Source organism: Pelatocladus sp. BLCC-F211, assembly GCF_041928655.1.
Classification (GTDB): Bacteria; Cyanobacteriota; Cyanobacteriia; order Cyanobacteriales; family Nostocaceae; genus Pelatocladus.
Genome location: NZ_JBHFLM010000238.1, coordinates 61,151 through 80,531, shown reverse-complemented (window position 1 = coordinate 80,531; position 19,381 = coordinate 61,151). Strand labels below are relative to the sequence as shown.

18 protein-coding genes and 1 pseudogene are annotated in these 19,381 nt (G+C 41.6%); 5 read left to right on the top strand and 14 right to left on the bottom strand.

Going from position 1 to position 19,381, the window contains the following annotated elements:
- Positions 1-71 precede the first annotated feature (71 nt).
- Together ACE1AT_RS28520 and ACE1AT_RS28515 are read left to right on the top strand one after the other, a co-directional pair.
- A complete protein-coding gene (locus ACE1AT_RS28520) occupies positions 72-458 on the top strand; it encodes a hypothetical protein (RefSeq protein WP_374874515.1) in 387 nt (128 codons plus the stop codon).
- The gene (locus tag ACE1AT_RS28515) at positions 442-1,500 is read left to right on the top strand and encodes a relaxase/mobilization nuclease domain-containing protein (RefSeq protein ID WP_374874514.1); all 1,059 of its coding nucleotides are present in this window, start codon (positions 442-444) and stop codon (positions 1,498-1,500) included. Before ACE1AT_RS28520 ends, ACE1AT_RS28515 begins: the two co-directional genes overlap by 17 nt.
- Positions 1,501-1,503: 3 nt before the next feature.
- Here the strand turns inward: ACE1AT_RS28515 and ACE1AT_RS28510 are convergent, their stop codons facing one another.
- The 4 genes from ACE1AT_RS28510 to ACE1AT_RS28495 form a co-directional block, all read right to left on the bottom strand.
- The gene (locus ACE1AT_RS28510; protein ID WP_337884506.1) at positions 1,504-2,070 is read right to left on the bottom strand and encodes a Uma2 family endonuclease; all 567 of its coding nucleotides are present in this window, start codon (positions 2,068-2,070) and stop codon (positions 1,504-1,506) included.
- 78 nt (positions 2,071-2,148) lie between these two features.
- On the bottom strand, positions 2,149-3,399 hold the full coding sequence (locus ACE1AT_RS28505) for a hypothetical protein (RefSeq protein WP_374874513.1): 1,251 nt from the start codon (positions 3,397-3,399) through the stop codon (positions 2,149-2,151).
- Entirely contained in the window at positions 3,374-4,717 is a 1,344-nt protein-coding gene (gene dnaB / locus ACE1AT_RS28500; RefSeq protein ID WP_374874512.1) for a replicative DNA helicase, read from the bottom strand. Before dnaB ends, ACE1AT_RS28505 begins: the two co-directional genes overlap by 26 nt.
- Positions 4,714-5,595 (bottom strand): hypothetical protein, encoded by an 882-nt coding sequence (locus ACE1AT_RS28495; RefSeq protein ID WP_374874511.1) that lies wholly within the window; start codon positions 5,593-5,595, stop codon positions 4,714-4,716. Before ACE1AT_RS28495 ends, dnaB begins: the two co-directional genes overlap by 4 nt.
- 600 nt (positions 5,596-6,195) lie before the next feature.
- Between ACE1AT_RS28495 and ACE1AT_RS28490 the strand changes: the two genes are divergently transcribed.
- Positions 6,196-6,522: a hypothetical protein gene (locus ACE1AT_RS28490; protein WP_096677366.1), complete on the top strand. Its 327-nt coding sequence runs from the start codon at positions 6,196-6,198 to the stop codon at positions 6,520-6,522.
- Positions 6,523-6,611: 89 nt separating this feature from the next.
- Here the strand turns inward: ACE1AT_RS28490 and ACE1AT_RS28485 are convergent, their stop codons facing one another.
- The 4 genes from ACE1AT_RS28485 to ACE1AT_RS28470 all read right to left on the bottom strand — a co-directional run bounded on the left by ACE1AT_RS28485 (position 6,612) and on the right by ACE1AT_RS28470 (position 12,446).
- Complete coding sequence (locus tag ACE1AT_RS28485) at positions 6,612-6,929, bottom strand: hypothetical protein (RefSeq protein ID WP_374874510.1); 318 nt, start codon at positions 6,927-6,929, stop codon at positions 6,612-6,614.
- Positions 6,930-8,193: 1,264 nt separating this feature from the next.
- Positions 8,194-10,029 carry a type IV secretory system conjugative DNA transfer family protein gene (locus tag ACE1AT_RS28480; RefSeq protein WP_374874509.1) on the bottom strand — a complete coding sequence of 612 codons (1,836 nt, stop codon included), beginning with the start codon at positions 10,027-10,029 and terminating at the stop codon, positions 8,194-8,196.
- Positions 10,026-10,601 (bottom strand): hypothetical protein, encoded by a 576-nt coding sequence (locus tag ACE1AT_RS28475; RefSeq protein WP_374874508.1) that lies wholly within the window; start codon positions 10,599-10,601, stop codon positions 10,026-10,028. The genes ACE1AT_RS28480 and ACE1AT_RS28475 overlap by 4 nt, the downstream gene beginning before the upstream one ends.
- Before the next feature lie 24 nt (positions 10,602-10,625).
- The gene (locus ACE1AT_RS28470; RefSeq protein ID WP_374874507.1) at positions 10,626-12,446 is read right to left on the bottom strand and encodes a M23 family peptidase; all 1,821 of its coding nucleotides are present in this window, start codon (positions 12,444-12,446) and stop codon (positions 10,626-10,628) included.
- 154 nt (positions 12,447-12,600) lie between these two features.
- On the opposite strand from ACE1AT_RS28470, the gene ACE1AT_RS28465 reads away from it, so the two are divergent.
- Complete coding sequence (locus tag ACE1AT_RS28465) at positions 12,601-13,491, top strand: Rpn family recombination-promoting nuclease/putative transposase (RefSeq protein WP_374874506.1); 891 nt, start codon at positions 12,601-12,603, stop codon at positions 13,489-13,491.
- A 95-nt stretch (positions 13,492-13,586) separates the two neighbouring features.
- Positions 13,587-13,694 (top strand): annotated as a pseudogene (locus tag ACE1AT_RS28460) (DUF4351 domain-containing protein); the annotation flags it as partial.
- A gap of 20 nt (positions 13,695-13,714) precedes the next feature.
- On the opposite strand, the gene ACE1AT_RS28455 reads toward ACE1AT_RS28460, so the two are convergent.
- From ACE1AT_RS28455 to ACE1AT_RS28430, 6 genes are all read right to left on the bottom strand, one after another.
- Positions 13,715-14,077, bottom strand: a complete 363-nt coding sequence (locus tag ACE1AT_RS28455; protein WP_374874505.1) for a type II toxin-antitoxin system RelE/ParE family toxin — start codon at positions 14,075-14,077, stop codon at positions 13,715-13,717.
- On the bottom strand, positions 14,074-14,304 hold the full coding sequence (locus ACE1AT_RS28450; RefSeq protein WP_374874504.1) for an addiction module protein: 231 nt from the start codon (positions 14,302-14,304) through the stop codon (positions 14,074-14,076). Before ACE1AT_RS28450 ends, ACE1AT_RS28455 begins: the two co-directional genes overlap by 4 nt.
- A gap of 99 nt (positions 14,305-14,403) precedes the next feature.
- Positions 14,404-15,981 carry an ATP-binding protein gene (locus ACE1AT_RS28445; protein WP_374874503.1) on the bottom strand — a complete coding sequence of 526 codons (1,578 nt, stop codon included), beginning with the start codon at positions 15,979-15,981 and terminating at the stop codon, positions 14,404-14,406.
- Between the two features lie 2 nt (positions 15,982-15,983).
- Positions 15,984-16,925 carry a hypothetical protein gene (locus tag ACE1AT_RS28440; RefSeq protein ID WP_374874502.1) on the bottom strand — a complete coding sequence of 314 codons (942 nt, stop codon included), beginning with the start codon at positions 16,923-16,925 and terminating at the stop codon, positions 15,984-15,986.
- Positions 16,918-17,709: a hypothetical protein gene (locus tag ACE1AT_RS28435; protein ID WP_374874501.1), complete on the bottom strand. Its 792-nt coding sequence runs from the start codon at positions 17,707-17,709 to the stop codon at positions 16,918-16,920. Before ACE1AT_RS28435 ends, ACE1AT_RS28440 begins: the two co-directional genes overlap by 8 nt.
- Before the next feature lie 7 nt (positions 17,710-17,716).
- Positions 17,717-19,381, bottom strand: coding sequence for a hypothetical protein (locus ACE1AT_RS28430; RefSeq protein WP_374874500.1), 1,665 nt, complete (start codon positions 19,379-19,381; stop codon positions 17,717-17,719).

The window sequence follows — 19,381 nt, the reverse complement described above, 5'->3', positions numbered from 1 at the left end:
ATCACTTTTGATAGTTGTCAGCTGATCTAGAAACTTGCCAAGCTGGAAAAATATTGCACCCACCTATCGAAATGCCAGCCAAACTAAAGCAACATACAATTCGGTTTGAAATGCTGCTCACAAAGGAACAAAATGAACATTGGCAAGCTTTAGCCGAAAAAGTAGGTATCAGTAAAGCAGAATTAGTCAGGCGTTCTATGGCTGGGTGTCGCATCAAAACTATCCCCCAAGCAAACTGGCAATATTACTGGCAGTTGTTAAATATAGGCACAAATATTCATCAAATAGCCAAAGCTCAAAATAGTGCGATCGCCAACGGATTAATACCACCACCCATCGACCCCATCCCTTTCGAGGAGTTAACCAAACAAATCAATAGATTGCGGTTACATTTACTTTTAGGGACTGACGAAGAAACAAACGAGAAACTATCTTTGGGCGATGATTGGGAAGATTAAAAAAGGTAAAAGCTTCGCCGGACTCACTAAATACATCTTAGAAAAAGAAGAAGCAGAACTTCTTTTTACCAACCTCGCCGGAGAAACTCCCCAAGACTTTTACAGACAACTTGCAGCTACCCGCCAACTCAACTCTAGAGTAGAATCTCCCGTCAGCCACATTTCTCTTAGCTTTGCACCGGGAGAAAGACCAGATCAACAACAGCTACAGGAAATTGTCGAAAGTACGCTTTTGGGTATGGGTTTTGATAATTGTCTCTATTTTGCCGCCACCCACAATGACCGTAACTACTTCCACCTGCACATCGCCGCAAGTCGCATCAATATCGATGGTGAATGTGTATCTGATTGGTGGGATAAAAGACGTTTGGAAAAAGTTCTGAGAAATCTAGAATCCCAGTTCAACCTAACTCCCGTACCCTGTTCTTGGGAAGTAGACCACACAGCACCTTCTACTGGACAAAAGCGACGTATGATGCGCGAACGACAAGAATTTGAACTGCGGCTACGGGATCAACCACCATCCTATAGCGCGGTGGAGAAAATTCAGGATGCAATAGACACTACCATTCAACCAGAAATGACGATGACCCAATTTCTTGAGAAACTGCAAGCAGCAGGTGTGGAAACTAAAGTAAAAGTTACCAAGGAGGGGGTCATTCAAGGTATTTCTTATTCAACAGATGGGGTAGCTTTCCAGGCGGGGAAATTAGGTAGAAATGGAAAGGCTTGCACTCTCAAAGGACTTTTGGCACGGGGTATCGATTTTGACTTGGAACGAGATGTTTTGGCGTTAGTCCAACGTGCTACAAGTAACAGCCAAGACGACAAGCAAACGTCAATAAATACGTTGATTTCCAAAATTCAAAATCATACTCAAAACTTATCTATGTATACCTCGAACTCCCGTAGCCACAATGTCGTCCAAAAGAATGAATCTGCTAATGTTTCTGACTTGAGTAACTCTCAACAGCAAGATTGCATAGTGAAATCTCAAGTTAATTATTTAAAGCACCACAAAGATGCAGAATTAGACCTCTAATACTTACGATTTCTTCATCTTGAGCCAGCTAAATAATTGAGCAGCTGTTAGCTCTAGGTCAATTCCATCCAACACAATCAAATTATCCGTTCCATGACACAATTCTGGTTGTTGTTTTGGTTGAAAAACTAAAACTGAACGGTCGTCTGGGTCAATCAACCATCCAAGTTGGCAACCATGTTTGAGACTGTGCAAAATATTACCAGTAACGCGGTTAGAACTTTGGTCGGGAGAGAGAATTTCAATTGTCCAATCTGGAGGAACGAACACATCATCAACAGGTTCGCCATTCTCATCAAATTCAATGTGTTCCCACCTGAGAACGACTATATCGGGAACTATCGAGCGACCTCCACAAGTACACCGTAATTCTGGAAAAGCATAGGCAATTCGCCTCTCTTCAACAACTTCATTAATCACATCAATCAATTTACCTTGAAGTCGGGAATGGCGGGTCTTCGGCATTGGTTTTTGGATAATCTCGCCGTCAATGTACTCACTAGCAGGGTTTGTTTCTGGTAGCTTGAGAAACTCTTCTAATGTAGGAGATGAGGGTCGCGCAACAGTCATGATTTTCTGCTCCAAACTGTCTGCTTCCAGTTTATCAAGGCGCTCATCGCAATCCAATTCTAAACGTTGGATCATCAACTACAAGTTATACTCATTTTCCAAGAAAGCCAGTATTCGTTCCTGCTTAGAGGTGAGACTCCCAGGATCTGCTAATCTTCCCAGCACTTCCATTACAGCTGCATGGGTTGGCTCGAAATCTTTGTAAATTTCGTCTGCTAGTCGCCGGATGCGATCGCAATTTTTCGCAGCTGTTGGCTCATTCGGAGTATATACAGGTTCTAAGTTTTCAAGTTTGACAGCAGGAAAGTCCATTCTGTAAGTTTGAACAGCACAACTGTAAGTGTTAACCTCAATAATTATGCACCAGCAGCCGGAAAACTTTTTTAACTCCGGATCGCCTTTGGCAATAATTTGGCAGATTTCACCAACAAAATGTGGATTGGATACAGGCTGCTTACTCTTAATTTGTTGAACAATATCGCATTTATTCAGTTTTTTATCTAGTAGCTTTTGTGCCAATTGTTTCCCTTCTTGCTGCACAACCTTGGCTAGCGATAAGATATCTTTTTTGGTCAATCTAGTATTACGAGTCAGAAGTAAGTGTTTTATTTCTTCTCCGAATGCAGTAGCTAAAGTATCAAGTGCCTCAGTAAATTGAGCGTCGTTCCTAATTGTGCGATCGCTCACTTTGTACTGTTGTGCCAAACTTTTAGCCACATCTACCTTGATTGGATTTTTTCCGTTTGGTAAATGCTGTTGGGGATCGTCCTCTACCGATAGGAAATTTTTTCCGTTCGGTAAATTCTGTTTCAAGTTATCCTCACGATTTCCTCTCAAATGTATATAGCGCTTGCCTCTAAGATAACTCGCAGTTTCTGGTGTTATGTTCCGTCGCCCTAACTGATGATTGGCAATCCAACAGATAGCTGCTGCTCGGTCTGTAATCTCAATTTCTACTATCTTGTAAGAAATTTGCAGCCGGATACAAATTTCATAGCGATTGTGACCATCTAGAAGGATGCCAGTACCCAGCCATACTACCAAAGGGTCAATACAGCCAAATTCTTGTAAGTTTGCCTCCAGTTGCAGTTTTTCTTCAGATGATAAAGGGGGAATGAGATTTTGAAACTCTGGGTCAACTTGAAGGATAGGGTGTGATGAAGATGATACTGAAAATTTATCACGTACATTTGACGCAGGTTGGATTAAGGTGGCTAAAACCTCTGGACGCAGTTGTGTTTCCATTTCTTCGATTCCCAAGAAGTTTACTGCATGAGATTCTTGGATGACAGCAATCTTTCCATTAACCAAGATTTCTGATAATTCCATAGGACTTGTCGAAGAACATTGTCGCTACTCCGGTGTTGCCATGCCGTGCCTTAGCCACAATTAGTTCTAGAATTCCCTTATCCGCAGTGTCTGGGTTATAGTACTCATCCCGGTATGCGAGGATAATATTGTCTGCAACCATCTCTAAAATCCCTGACTGACTGAGATCGCTCATCATCGGGCGTTTGTTTTGCCTGCCCTCAACTGCCCTAGAGATTTGAGACAGTGCCAATACGGGAACATCTAAATCTCCCGCCATTTTGTAAATTCCCCTCGCCACATCTCCCAGTTCATAGCTGCGGTTGCTGCCGATGTCTTGAGCCATCATCTGGAGATAATCAACTACAACTAGCCCCAGCTTTCCAACACGTGCTTGAATTTGTCGGCAAGAGGAAGCTATTCCAGAAACCGTAACCCCTCGGCTGTCATTTATATATAGCGGTAACTCTGAGGTAATACTGACGATTTGAGCAATGCTGTCAAATTCCCAATCCGCTAAAGGTTCAAATCCTGCCCGATGTCTGCGGATGCGATCGCTCAAAAGTGGAATTAAATTGAAATCTTTGTACTGAGGAGTCACACTAATTAAACTCCACAGCCTGTATTCCAACTGCTTTTTGGTCATCTCCAACGAGAAAATAATCACAGGCAACTTGTGCAGCAATATCATTTGGAGGGCTAAGAACAAAGCAATCTGGGACTTTCCAACTGACGGTCTGCCTCCAATAATGGTGAGTGTGCCACCTTCAAATCCCACCATCAACTTATCAAGTTCATTCAGTCCTGTTGGATAAATGGGCCGTCCGGACTCCAATTCCTGGTAAGCAGCAATATTAATCGTGCTGTTATGTTCGGTGTTTGAACACAATCCTTGGTTAGAAACTTGGAAAACTTTTTGCTCTGCTTGGTCAAGAATTGTTGGTAACTCGGTTTCCGTCTCGTAGCCCAGTTGTACAATCTCGTTGCCAACTGATATTAACTGCCGTCGCAGGTATTTTTCCATTACCAACGCGGCGATCGCGTCGATATTGACTGCTGATACGGTGCGGTCTACAAGCATTGCTAATTTATTTCTACCGCCAACACGGGCTAGTAGATCGTGGTCAGCCAGCCAATTTGTAACTGAGAGTAAGTCTGTAGGCTTACCTGAACAGTGGAGGCGCAATGCTGCTTGGTAGATATCTTTGTGGGCGCTGATATAAAAGGCTTCCGGAATTAAGTCATCGTTCACCCTGTTAATTGCTTCTGGGTCAAGCATTATCCCGCCAAGAATGGCTTCTTCACTTTCAATGCTCTGAGGAGGTAATTTATCAATCATGATTTGTCCCTCCAAGCTTGCATCGCAAACTGACGCTGCTGTTCAATTTCTTGTTGAAACTGCCTCATTGCTTTGTCGCAGGGCTGCGACTGTGATTGTTGAACAGTGGCAGCATTATGTTGCATTGCCAAGTATTGTTCGTAATAAACCTGCCAACGGTTTTGTCCGGCTTTGTTTTTGTGCGCTAGCCATGCCTCAATGTCATTGATCTGTTGTGATAAATTCTTCGTTTTTTCTTTGCAAAAATTCAAAAAACTCGCTCGCTCTTCTTCTGAGAGAGTCTGAATAAAGTCTGTATAAGTCTGAATAGTATGAGGAGCGATAGAATGCTCGTTTGGCAAGGCTTCTGGACTTTGTTGAGAGCTTAAATAATCCCTGTTGAAGCTTAAATAAACCTCATTGGAGTTTAAATAATCCTCGTCGGGGTTTAAATAATCTTCCTGGGAGCTTAAATAAGCGGAAGTTTTATGGTTACTAGCTTTTGAGCCTATTTTTGACTTTTCTTTCGATAGTCGTTCTGCTTCTGCTTTCGCTCTAGCAGATGTTAAGTTATGACCCTGCACCGTCACAGTTCGGTAATCATAGAGTCTAAGAGTGCGAAGTTTTCTTAAGTCCTTCTCAATCGTTTCTGGTGAACTACCTATAGCGACTCCAATATCTGCTATTGAAGGTAAATCATGATATTTAATTTCACCGCCTGGTGTATAGTCAGCAAATGGGTCAATCATCATTAAGTAAAGCCAAAGGCGGCATTGGTTGCCTGTTAGCTTGTTAGCAATAGCGATCGCAGCATCTCGTTTAGAAATCATAAAATACCCTTCCATTTTTGATTCCTCAAATTGTTGTGGACGGCGAATAATGCGCCTTTTAGTTGTCATGGCTGTACCTCCTGGCGCATGACTTCCACTTCATCTATATGCGTTAGCTGAAGGAGGTCAAACTTTCCTTGAGTTTTGAAATTTTTGTGAGTCATTATGTTTGGATAACTAATGATTAGGAAGTCTCGCCACTGATCTACCAGTTCGGCGAAGTTTTTTATTTCACATTGGCCGCTGCTGTATTTCAGCTATGCTGTAAATTTGGAAAATTCTTGACGCTGGAAACAGCAATAGCTGTACTTGTGGGCGCTCAACTAGTTTCCCAAATTACAAAGTTATTTAGTATGTAATCAATGACACTAAAATGTTGGCGTAGATAAATGTGCTACTGAAGTAGGCTTTCTCATAAAAAGCCAGTTCTGAGGTAGGGAGCGAGTTGCTAAACTACTACTTAAGTCAGTATTTAGGTGTAGTATTTAACAATTTGATTACGCAGTCTTTGGATGAAGCAGTAGATGTGAAAGGTGCTATGATGTGGATACTCATGATGTTTCATTCATTAATGAGTTAAGTCACGTCAAAAACTCAAAATTGCCAATATAGCAATTATATAAATATAAAATTGCTGAATTGGCAATAGTAAAGTAAAGATATGTTACTATGAGCCAGCACAGAGAAATTTTTAATCAGTTATTGTTGGCTTTTGATTATTCAGCCAAGCAAGTGAGCGCCTGGACTGGAATTCACGAAAGTCGGCTCAGTCGGTTTAGAACAGGCAAACTAGACCTTGAAGCTGGTGAATTTTTTAGCTTGCTGGCTTGTATGCCCAAAGAATTCCAAGATAGTTTTTGGCTAAAGATTCGTGAGGGAGAGACTTCTTGGCGAATACGAGTTTTGTCTGCTAGTCATCACGAAATTGAGGAAATTCTGAGGGGACTGGCAGATAGATGGGCAAGTAGCACGGACGAAGCAAAAATTGCCTCGTAATTTATAACATCACTGCATATTACAGATGCAGGGGAGAAAAGTTTCCGAGATAATAAGCTTGGACAAATACTCTGAGGGGAGTTTGTTGATCAGGAACCCTCGGTTAAATGATTTGCTTGATTTGCTAGATAATCAATCAACAATTGTTGACCCAATCTGGTTTGTATATTGCCTTTTCCAGATTCATTCAAATGTTTCCAATAAGCAGCAACAGTTGATAAAGAAATCATATCTGTAATACAACGGTTTGGCATCTGAACTTTCCAAGGGCGTACTCCCGTTATTCTAAGAAACTCTTTAGCATTCTTAGATGGTTTCTGGACAGCTACAGCCATTTGGCGAACAGTAATTGCAGTTTGTCCATTTGGCAATTTATAGGCGATAACTCTAAAATTTTTGTGTTTCATTCTAATTCGCTCTGTAGCAAGTAGTAAAGTTGAGTCTTGAATGAAGTTATTCTCTTGTGTCATCTCCAAAATGCGTGTGAAAAATTTCATCAAGTTTATTAATGATGAAATATTCACGCCCTCCAGTAATAAAGGACTATTAAGTGTTGATATTTGCATCCTGGTTTAAATATTTGCTTGTAGAATAGACCTATATCTATATCAATGCAACGTAAATAAACTAGACTACAAGCCTTGGCTAATTATTGTTAATTACAGGCAACAATCCAATAAAAATTTTTAAATTTAATAATACAAACTTCCTTTTTTATTTTTAAATCTTAGACAGTCGTATTATTGAATTCAAATGATTTGGTATATATTGCCTAATTGCCCAATTTTGGTAGATGTGTATCCAGTGGAATACGCCCTTTAATTTGAAACCACAAATACAATAGATAGATTTGTCGCTTAGTACACGTCACCGCCAAAAGGGGTCGAAAATAAAAATTGCGATCGCATAGCGACTCCTTTGGAGCATCGCACTCTTTCGCTGTTCATTCCAAAACTGAATTCCAAACTTCATTTATGGTGAACTGTACTTAGTAACCTCCAAGATTGCTCAAACTAATCTACTGTATAGATTTTGTCGATTCATAACTCAAATGATTTCAATGATTGCTGTGGCTGGCTTTCATTGATTATTTGGTTTATGTGGCAACAATTGTAATATTTGTGGAGTTTATATATTCCAAGCTTGTAACACAGTTTGCCAAGAATAAATTCTAGGTGGAATCTATCAAAAGTGATAAAAAGATACTACCTTAGATAGTTGGATAATTTTAATTGCTGTAAAAATAAATGTTACAATAGTTTGGTTTTATACATTATTTTTGTCATAAATAGACAAAACAGAAAGAGAATAGATAGCCATATTCTCTGAAAACAAAAAATATATAAGTAATTCATATAACTAAGTAAATGCCGAAACACTCCAGTCAAATTCAAGAATAGCAATATTAATTAAAGTAACAACGAAAGTATTGTTAGGCAAAAAATAAACATGAAAAAATGAGTATGATTCCGAAAAAACCTTAGAAATCAAGTTTAAGTGTATATTTATAGCCGAGTCATTTAGAAATCATAAGAAAATGAGTGGTGTTACGGAAGTATCGCTTAATAGAATTTGCAACTAGTGAAAAAGATGTGTATTTGTATATTCAAGGTTTGATGACATATGATTACCAATATTGATGGCAGTATTTAAGCACAGCTATCTAAACTACTACCAAGGAGAATCAGAAGACGCTGGAGAAGACAATTCTATTTCTTCTGACTCTGATTGGTTAGCCGATGTTTTGGAAAATTGTCCAGTAGCTAAAAGCTGCTCCGCAATTTGTTTCCTTAAATCTATAGCTTCATCTAGCTGATTTAGGCCAATTTGAGGAGAACGCGCAATCAGTCGCGGACATACCTGTTGAGACCAAAGTTTCTCGGTTTCTTCAATTTGCTTTTGATCTGATTTGGGAATGGGAATAGTTAAGGGGTAAGGAATAGAACCCTCAGAAGAAGAAGTATAGCCAGGGTTGGTTATTACACACTTACCTTGGGGAAAGCGCATTATCTCGTCTGCGGTCATAATGGGCATTGTTTGTATATTATCTGCCCAAGTGGTAGTGCGCCCTTCTTTGGAATCGCTGATAGATTTATTTTTGATGATAAGTTCTTTGTTGCCGTAGGACTGAGAAAACTTTTCGGCGGTGGAATAGTTGGCAGGGTTATATAAAATTTTGGTGCTGCAAGCACTGGTAATGGCAGCTGCTAAGTTCTCTCCGTAGGCATTAGCAAGCTGTTCTAGGGATTGCACACCCAAGACAAAACACGCGCCATTACTTCTATACTCATTAATCCATTGGGGTAGTGCCTTTAGATACAAAGAAGGTAACTCGTCAATAAAAATTCCAATTGGATCAAAACGGGGCGTACACAGGTTGCTGACAATTGTCATGTGAAGAGCAGCAGCTAGCAAAGGTCCTACCACATCACGTCTGGGATCATCTAACTTAAAAATTAGTATCTGTCGTCCCGATAGTTTGGTGGGAATGGTGCTTTTGCCAATGAAACACGGAAGTAGCGATCGCTGAATAAAAGCGGAAAATATCCCCACAGTAGTGGTGTCAATACTTGCGATCGTCTTCTCACTATCCCTGGCCTTGAGGTATTGTTGAAATGAAGCAGCAACCCAGCGAGAAACTTTACCCGCTTGCACTGCGGCGTACAGCTTGTTGATAAAGTCATCAACAGACTGGATGCAGTACACTGTTGCTAAGTCTGGGCAATCGCTACCCTTAGCGAGTTGAATTAGCGCTTTTGCTAGTAAATCAGCAGCTTTAGAGAAAAATTCATCACTTTTGCCACTACCAGCATTAGCATTAACTACTTGGGCAATTTGCGCTGCTGTCACCGCATCCTCTTGATTCTCCATAAAGTCCAATGGATTTATGACTTCGCTGTAGGGTTCGCCAGGAGCAAATATCCACACGTCGTAACCGTACCGCGCCGCCAATGGTGCCAGCAACTTCATCTGGTCGCCCTTTTTGTCATAGACAATGAGCGGAAAACCCTGTACCATACAACTTTGAGCCATGCGGTCAATCGTACCAAAAGTCTTCCCTGAACCGGGAGCGCCCAGGACTAAAGTAGAACGTTCGACGTGGGGAATCCAAACTGTAGGTGATGCACCCAGGAATGTTTGAAATTTTGCTCCAAATCCCCTGAGTTTTCCCGAAAACCAATAACGGGGTGAGCCGCACCAAAAGCATACTTTATTGTGCTTACGCTCTTGAATTTGTTTAAGAGCAAGATTAGTAGCTGCTAGTTTTTCTACCTTTCCTACCAGCCGTCCGGTGGAAATTTTGCCCTTTTTACCACCAGTAAATTGACTTAAAAGAATTAGAAATATTAAACCTCCTACCATTGCCAGTCCTTCTGGATTAGCAAAAGTTTTCAATAGCCCATTAAAGTCAATACCCGATTGAAAACCATTCTTTGGCAGCTGTTCCAACATGGTTTGATTTGGGGGCTGTGTAATATCTGAAGTTGATAGAAATTGGTAGTTCATTTGACGGGTAATTTGAGGAGAGTATTTTTAACAGGCTGATAATCACTGCCGTCAAAGCAATAAGTTATTTCTTGTAAAGTAGGATTAAAATTAACCTGTTGAATATCCAAACAAGGTAACTTTGAAGTGTTAGTAAAACTATCTGAAGTAATGTTGATTAAATGTTTTCCAGGCGGTAAATCAGGTTGTAAATAGAGATTCATTACACTACTGTACTGCCCTTGACCTTGACTCAGATAACCTGCGTACAAACATCCCAGTCTTCCACACAAATCGGAAGAGTTGAAGTTCAACAGATATAGACGCTTGTCCTTCTTATGAGTTGAAATAGTAGCAACTTTAATAGAACTTGTTTCAACTGGCAGCAAAGAGGTATTTTCCGATACAGCCAAATTTACTAATGATTTTGGGATTTTACTAACATTATGCCAATTTAGCCCAACTTCAGCACTGTTTGTATTACTACAGCCATTCAACAACAAGGTGCTGATAAGTAGAAAAATTCCCAAACTAAAATGGAAGTAGCGTACCAAACGCACGAGTTTATTGTCAGGGATGGGGGTCATTTTCATCTTTGTTACCTTTAACCCGGAACGTTAACATCCTTGAAAATTTTGTTTGTAGCTCTTTAAGACATCTTCGCCGTAATTTTTTAGAGAAAGCCTGCCAAATATATCTTTTGCTTTGCTATCCACTTGGGAGCGATCGCCACCAAAGTGCTTTTGGGCTACTCGTTCAATTAGGCGTTCTCCTGAAAAATTTTGCCCAGTTGTAGGATCAATTTCCTTGGATGTGAGATTAATTTTGTCAGCGATACTATTTTGAAAAGCTGCTTCTTGGGCAGTTGGGGGAAAGAATTGAAATACCTCCGGGTCGCTGGGCTGGTATCCTTGAGAAAGCTTTGTTAAAAATTCTTGACCACCAGAGACTTGGACAATTTGTTCTTGGGTGTACTTGTTGTAACTCATGAACTGATATTTACCCAGTGATACTCCGCAATTACTCCCACCCTCGGCACAGACGTAGGAACCAACAGCACTGTAATTACCACCACTGCTTTCAATACCAGCAATTGATTTGGAAAGTTTATCCAAGTAGACACCTTGAGAAAATTGACCAGACTGACAATTAAATTGAGCGGTATTTTTTACAGTTGGTGTGTTGCTAGCGCCAGGAATAACTAACGCCACATCCTTGGCTGAAGTGGGAGTGGAGATGCTTCTGGTCTGAGGACTGTCTAAAGTGCCAATAAAGATGGGTGCATTTACCTTATAGGTAAGAAATGGAACCGGACCAATAAAATAAGGTGTAGCGCCACAAGCGTTTTTAAAGCGGAAGAACAAAGCAGTGTCAACGGTATCGGTTTTTTCATTCGCTTCCATCACAACAACCTTGAAAACACTGCCATAGGGCAACCTTCCCGTGGGTTCTTTGCCGCCATTCATCGCTTTCAAACAGCCCCAACCGCCTTCTACTTGCTGGTACTTACCACTGATCCACGAACGCCCCTCAAATTTTCCCCTAACGTTGCGTCCTAAATTCTCCAAGTTGTCGAGTTCAATGTACGGACAATTTTGCCCCTCACAGGGAACGGAAAAACCAGCTACATCCGAACCAGAGATAGTTCGTTGGCGGCGTTTTTCTGCTTTACCCCAGATAAAATCGATTCTGGCAACCGTATTACCTAACTCTGCAAGGGGAATGGGGAAGGAAGTTAAGGGCAGGGCATTTAGTCCAGGTACGCCAGAGATTAAAGTATCTTGCCAGCCTGCAAAATTCGATAACTGCACCGCATCGATGTTGGGGATGTCCGAAATTGTGTAGGATGATAGGTCAATTTGGTTGAGTTTGAGCTTACCTAACGCTGGATTTTGAGCCAGAAGGGTAGAAAGTGGAGTGTAAATATCGGTTTTGGGGGTATTGGCTTGAATTAGCGCAGCAATGGGCGGTATTTGTGCGGTGTTCGTCTGTCCCAGATTTGGTACGACCTCTGCTAAGTGTTGGAGAGTTTGTTTTTCTACAAGCGGGAAAGCATCTAAAGCAACTGTGTTTAATTCGAGATTGCTGACAGTTTTGGCAATGGTATTTAAACTCAATAAATCCGGTCGTAACGCTTCTTCAATATCATCTAAAGTTAGATATTTATCGGGTGTATCTCCTGCCGCCCAGCGTTTGAGAAAACCATCAATATTAATTGAACCACTTTTTTGAATGGGAGGCATTGTGCCGAAGGAAATGCGTTGCCAATCTGGTAAGAGAACTTGATAATTATTAGCAACGGACAGCAAGCGAGAAGGTAAATCTGTTGTTGGCGGATTTTGTGCTGCAAATGGAAGTGACAGCCAAGTGCTAAAAGAGGTAAGTATTACTAAAGAGATAGGCAGAAATAGTAAGCCTAAAAATCGAAAAGTTTTCATGCATCAATATTGAGGTTGATTTGATGAATAATTTTCGATTATTTAAAGACAAGGTTGTGCTTTTCTAAAGACGTAAATGAGTCTATCCCAATGGTAGTATTTTAATATATGTTAATACTTATGTTTTGCAGCATAATTTCTCTAAATTTGTTACATGACCGACCACGACAGATTATTCAAAGAACTTCTCTCAACATTTTTCATTGAATTTATTGAGTTGTTTCTCCCCCAAGTTGCCAGCACAATCGACCGCAAATTTATTCGTTTTCTTCCCCAAGAATATTTCGCGGATTTGACATCAGGTGAAGATAAAATTATTGATTTATTAGTAGAAGTTAAACAAGCTGGTGAGGACGTAGGCTTTTTGGTTCATGTCGAGGCTCAATCATATACGAAAGCAGATTTTGCTCGTCGTATGTTTTTCTATTTTGCCCGCTTATATCAAAAGTATTTACAACGTGTATATCCCATTGTCGTGTTTTCTTTTGATGAACCCCAGCGTGAGGAAGTACATACACATGTGGTGGAGTTTGCTGATTTAAAGGTGTTGGAGTTTAACTTTGCTTTCATTCAACTCAATCGCTTGAATTGGCGAGATTTTGTACAGCAATCCAACCCAGTCGCAGCAGCTTTAATGGCAAAGATGCAAATTAAACCAGAAGAACGACCAAAGGTAAAAGCCGAGTGTTTGCGGTTGTTGGCAACATTGTGTCTAGACCCAGCGAGGACACGATTAATTTCTGGATTTATAGATACCTATCTGCGGTTGAATCGTCAAGAGGAGCAAAGGTTTCAAGAAGAAATTGGTAAACTGGAAGAACCAGAAAAAGAGGGAGTTATGGAAATTGTTACCAGTTGGGGAGAACGGGCAGAGCGATCACTTGTCCTTCGCTTGCTAAATCGACGGGTGGGACAACTGCCTGATGTAGTAGTAGAGCGAGTAGAAAGTTTACCGATTGAGCAGTTGGAAGCTTTGGGTGAAGACCTACTTGATTTTACCAGTCTTACTGACCTCGAAAGGTGGCTGGCTGAGAATAATGGCTGATATATTTTTTGAGTTTAAATAAATTTATCGAAATTGTTATCAGTTGGGGAGAATGGGCAGAGCGATCGCTTGTCCTTCGCTTGCTAAATTGACTAGTGGGACAACTACCTGAAGCTATAAGTTTGCAACTTAAAAATCTACCCATACAACAGTTGGAAGTGTTGGGAGAAGCACTACTAAATTTTACAATCCTCGCTGACCTCGAAAGCTGGTTGGCAGTTAATTATCGCTCTGATAGTAGCAAACTTAAAAATCGCATTACATTTCTATCTTTCGTTTTTTCCAATAATCTGGTTTGCGTTTCCCATGTGCGTTCGCGTAGCGGCGGCTTCCGCATTGCCACAACCCAAATAACTTCTTCAAGCTCTATATAAAAGATGAGATAAGGGAAACGTTTAATTGCATAACGACGTACCCCTTCAATTTTGTATGGTGTTCCCAGATTTGGGTTTTGCTGAATATTTCCAAGAACTTTCTCCACCTCAGATAATAAATCAAGTCCCAAGCCAAATTTTTGCTCCTCATAATAAGCAATTGCAGCATCAAGTTCTTTCCTTGCTTCGGTGTGGATAACGATAAACTTCACGAATATTTCTCTCGTAACTCGGAAAATACTTGATTTGAAGGTTCGCCAATAACTGGCCCATGATGAATGTCTTCTAGGCGCTTAGTTAATTCAGTATTCCAAGCGCCCTCTACATCATTGTCAACATCTGCATCTAAAGATTGAATCAAAAAATGAGCAATTTCGGCACGTTCTTGTGCAGAGAGTTGCGAAAGTTCAAGCTTGAGTTTTTCCGCAGTTTCAGTCATGTTATCGTTTCTCCTGAGCGATTGAAACACAAGGCGTAACTATCCAATTTTAACTGCATTAACCTAACTGTGAGGTCGCACAGTAAAGCTTACACTCTCTCAACTCCCAAACAAAACCTCTGGCTCTTTTGCCCAGCGACTTTTATCAGGCGAAGCCGCCGGACGTGCGTAAACTGCTTTATTACGAATTTCAATAATTTTGTCCTCCTCCCGAATCATGCTGGGAGTGAAGTTGTACCGTTGTTCTAAAAAATCTTTCACAGTTACTTTTAGAGGTTGTCCGCCCAGTTCTAGGTGAGAAAATTGTTTGGTATTTCTGTAAAACGCTTCTTCTGCTGTTTTCCGCACAATTAGGGCAATTTCTGCCGGAGTTAGAAGTTTAGTTTCTCTGAGCAAGCGCAACCAATCGCGATCGCTAAAATCCAATCCCGGAAAATATTTAGCTAGGTGCAATTTGAAGATTTCATATCTTGCCCCAGCGTGGGGAAGGTCTACAAAAATGATGTCGTCAAAGCGGCGCACCAATTCGGGAGGTAGAAACTCCAATCTATTAACTGTCGCCATCACCAATACCTGGGAGGTTCGCTCTTGCATCCAGGTTAGAAGCTTTCCCGCCAATTGACGAGACACGCCACCATCGCTATCGGAGTCAAAACCAGCAAATCCCTTATCAAAGTCGTCAAAGTACAAAACTAAACCGTATTCACCGTTGGCATCACAAAATTGCAGAAACTCCCGCAAATTCTTTCTTGACTCGTAAGCTGTCGCTCCGCGTAGTCCCGCCCAGTCAGCAGCAACCATCGGCACGCCCATTTTCTTTGCTGCCAGCTTTGCACTCAAAGATTTTCCCGTCCCCGGCGGTCCCCAAAGAATCATCCCTTTAGGAAACTGGAGATTGTGTTTTCTCGCCTCTGGACTCAGCAGGGCAGCAGCTCGTTGGAGCATTTCTTCCAACAAGTCCAAACCCCCAGTTTGCGGTACATCTGACTCGTTGATAAACTCCACTCCCCTACCTTTTAGCTTGCTCTTTTTGTAAGCCAAGACTGCATTAGTCAGTTCTTCTAGGGAATGGGCAATTCCTGACTGTCGAGAAAGCAACATTTCCAGTTCGCCCATAGGCAAACCCAAGCAGGTTCGGATTAAGATGTCAAAATTGAGATCAACATTCAACTCAAATCGACTCTCCACTAAGTTCCTTACTATTTGCCGAACTTCTATTGCACTGGGAAGGGGATAGCTGAGTACTGGTACTAAAGTTACTAACTCTCTTGGAAACTCAATGTAGCTTTCTAAGCATACAAGCAGTTGCTGACCCTTGTTTGCAGTTAGGTCGTAAGCCAAATTACTCAGCATTGCTACTGTCTTCGGCGGAAATATACCCGTGACCGCATCTGGGGAAATAGCACCTTCAAAGACAAATATCCCCGGCGCATTGCGGTGTTGCAACAACCAAGCGAACCCTGATGTACATTCAGTATCAGTTGGCACAAGTCGCATAGATTCATCAATTTGCTGCAACTGTGAGTAGCCTTGATTCCAAAAATATAAAGGCAGGCTGCAACTTTTGGCTAATGTATGTAGAAATTCCAGTACCTTCATCCGCTCGGTGAGTGGAGTTTCCAGGGCAACAACAGCCTGTCCTTGGTCAAACAGCATTGGTAAATCTTGGAGTTGCATAATCATCCGTAAAAAACAGGTAAATAAGTTTTGCGATAATCAACATTCGCCCACTTTTTCGCCTGCTTGATCGTCCACATCGGTTCATGAGGTAAATCGGGTACACTTTGCAGTTGAAACAGGTATGTGCGATCGCCAGCTACTCGCGCCACAACAGAGGCTATAACCTTGCAACAGCTACGCGGGTACTTAACCACTTGTTTCTCGCTAAAGCGAATTACCACCCAATTGCCATTGGTAAAAAATTTATTTCTGATCTCATCCTTACCCTGGTCAATGCAGTGGTGGGGAGCTTTGGTGTTGCCTACATAAGGTTCATCAATTTCAATATCTATACTTAAACTGCTTGTATGTACAAACACAAAATCTGCTGAGTAAGGATAAGAAAATTGCGGATTTTGGAATGCCACGCCCTGAACGGCATTTGGAAAAACGTGCCGAAGAACCTGATAAAAAGCTTTCTCAGAAACACCCGCAGGAGCGTCACTACGACCAATTGGCTGTAAAACCTTGTCTGCAATCCACTGGCGCAGTTTGGCTTCGTGTTTTTGCAAGCGTAAAACAGTTTCATTTTTAACTTCGGTTGGTGATTGACGGTACTTGGAAATGTTTTTGTTAGTTGATGTTTTAAGAGAAACAGGGAACATAGCGCAGAAAATGCCCAAGCCAACAGATACCCAAGTAACAGCAACCAACCAGAGGGGAGACAGCAGGATAAAAGATAGGGTAATTAGAAAACTGATAGATATAAACAATACATAAATAGAAACGTGTAATAACGAAACTTTTGGAAGGATAGAAGTATAACTACCTTGGTGTTTTAGTAATTGCTCTGGCTTTCTAGTAGAGAGGAGGTGGTAGGCACTCAGACTAGGCGCAGGATTTTTTGCCAAGAATTTGAGTATTAAAGGTGGATAGAAAATAGCAGGATAGAATTTATTCACGGAAACGAATTAATTCTGTTTTGGGTATCGAATTATGCATTAAAGGTTGATTGAGTGATGATTTTGGTACAGTTCTGGTTGGGGTAGCTGTGTCTTCAATTCCCAATAATCCCAGTTCCGTCAGCACTCTTAGGGAGAGGTTCACACTTTGCGCGATTTCCACTAAAGATTTATCGGAAGTATTTCGAGCCAAGGCTAAAAACTCTCTAATCTTTGCAACAACAGGGTCTGATGGTGGTGTATAACCCCGACGCACCGCAGAAATCAAACCGCGTTCAATATCATTAAGCGTAGCCTGACGAAATGAACCAACCTCCAAAATGTACCGTTGCTGTTTGCTTCCCACCGCTATGCTCAAACCGTTATATTTGGGTGAATTTTCTCCTGGTAGCAAGTTAAAGGTATATAGCCGCGCTGTACCATCTTCAGTCTTAGTCTTGATAAATAAATTGGTTACGTTCGCCCTTGTCAGATGGGGAAATTTTAAGGGCTGTATTTGACGAAGAAACACAGTGGTTGCTTGACCGCTTTGTGTAGCTGTGTCGGTGGCGTAGGTGAAGCGGCTGGGGTCTGCTAGAAAAATCTGGGTAATCCGCTCGTTAACCCTGGAAAAATCAATTGCAGTAGCTCTTCCAGCCCAAACTTGAACGTTAATTGCCTTTGAGTTCAGACCTCTTGCTTCCGAAGTGCTAACTGTCAATACCGCTGGTTGTGCATGAGCAGGAAGTATGTTGGTTAAACACAAAAGCACAATTGTACCCACCGAACCAAAAAATCTCCTCATATTCTTATCAACGAGAAATTTCAAAGAAACTATTAAAAAAGATGGAGACTTTCGTCTCCGCAGGCACAATTGCCCCATTAGAGCGCCTCTCAAGTTCATCAGAAGCTTTATCTGCACGCTTACTCAAACGCTCTTGCATTGGTTTGAAAAATCCTTCGACTGCTGCTGCTAAAACATTTGGTTGTCGAGCTGTGGTTGTAATTGTCTGGTTGCTAAACCCACCGTTGGAGATTACAGTTGAAGACTGAGTTTGGTTTTGGTTAAAAACCGCACCTAAACGCCCCGCAGCACCCAACAAGCCAATTAAAATATCTTGTTGTGCGATCGCAGCACTTCTATCTTCGATTGATTTTGCAACTAGAGGTCGGCTGTCTTCTCCTCGAATTAAAATAGCGTCTTTAGGTATTGTTTGTTGCCGAACTTGACCAGAACTATCGGTATAAACAATAGCAACAACACTCTGCTTGACAAGTTTGTTAGCTTTGGAAACCGAATCGACTTCTGTAATCAAAATTGTTCCTTTTGGTAGTGCTACGCGGTTGTCGGTGGATAAAACATCTTGGAGCAATTCCACGGCAAAGCGCCCTTGGTTTTTATCGTCTTCTGTCCAAATCATTGGCACTAAAACCTTAGCTCTTGCACTTGTACCTATCTGAACTCGCAATGGCGAAACCAAAGACGTAGCAACAGTTTGTTTAAAGTTTGGACGTTTAAAATTTGCAGGGGTGCGATTTAAAATTCCCCACTCCCCCGATGTTAGAATTTGCTCTCCACCGCTATTTGCTTGAGTGCGTAAACGCCCACTGCCTTCTCTAAAGACATCGCCACTAACTGCAACGACAGGAATTGAAGTGGCAACTTCAGCCCCCAAAGATTGTTTTGGAACTTTTGCTGTACTAGTGAAATTAGCGGTATTATCTGCAACGGTGGTCGCATCGGTATTGTTGGGTAAAGCTTGTGCCTGCTTCAAGGACTGATTTTCAGGCTTAATGTCATTACTTGCAACTGTTTGCTGTCCCAAAGTAGCAAGTTTATTCCACTGCTCAAAGGGGTCAGTTTCTACAGGATTGGGAGCTGAGGAGGAAGCATAGACGCGGAGTGGCTTGTTGCTAGACATTGTAATTCTGGGCTGTGGCGGTTGCACTAGAACTCTTTCTCGAATGATTCTTGGTGGTGAAAGCTCTTTGACAACACGAACTTGTGGAACAGGTGTAGGTTTGCGAATGCTTGTAGGAGCGGAGTGTTTTGGAACTGAGGGGGATAGTGTTTTTTGTGGTCGCCCTTCGGTGCGACTGGCTTGGTTTCGCAATGCCAATTCAGCCTTGAGGCGAGCCGCTTCGTCACTTTCGCTTTCTGCAAAAACTGTTGGTGTGGATTTTGGGGTGACTGTGGGCTTGGCTATCGGTCTTGCAGCAAAGAAGATAGACCATATCATCCAAGCAAAACCCATCACACCACCTACCAATAAAGCTGCGATCGCACCTCGAACAAGAGGATTTTCGCTGCTGTCGCGTGGTTCGGCTTGCTCTCCATCAAGCTGAATTAAATACTCTTGGTCAATAAGAGCTACTTGTTCGGGTCGGTATCCAGATATTTCTAATTCTTCCTCTGCCGTTAATTCTTCCTGTAGTTTTTCAGCAGAATTTTCTTGTAAGTTCCCTTGAGTATTCAT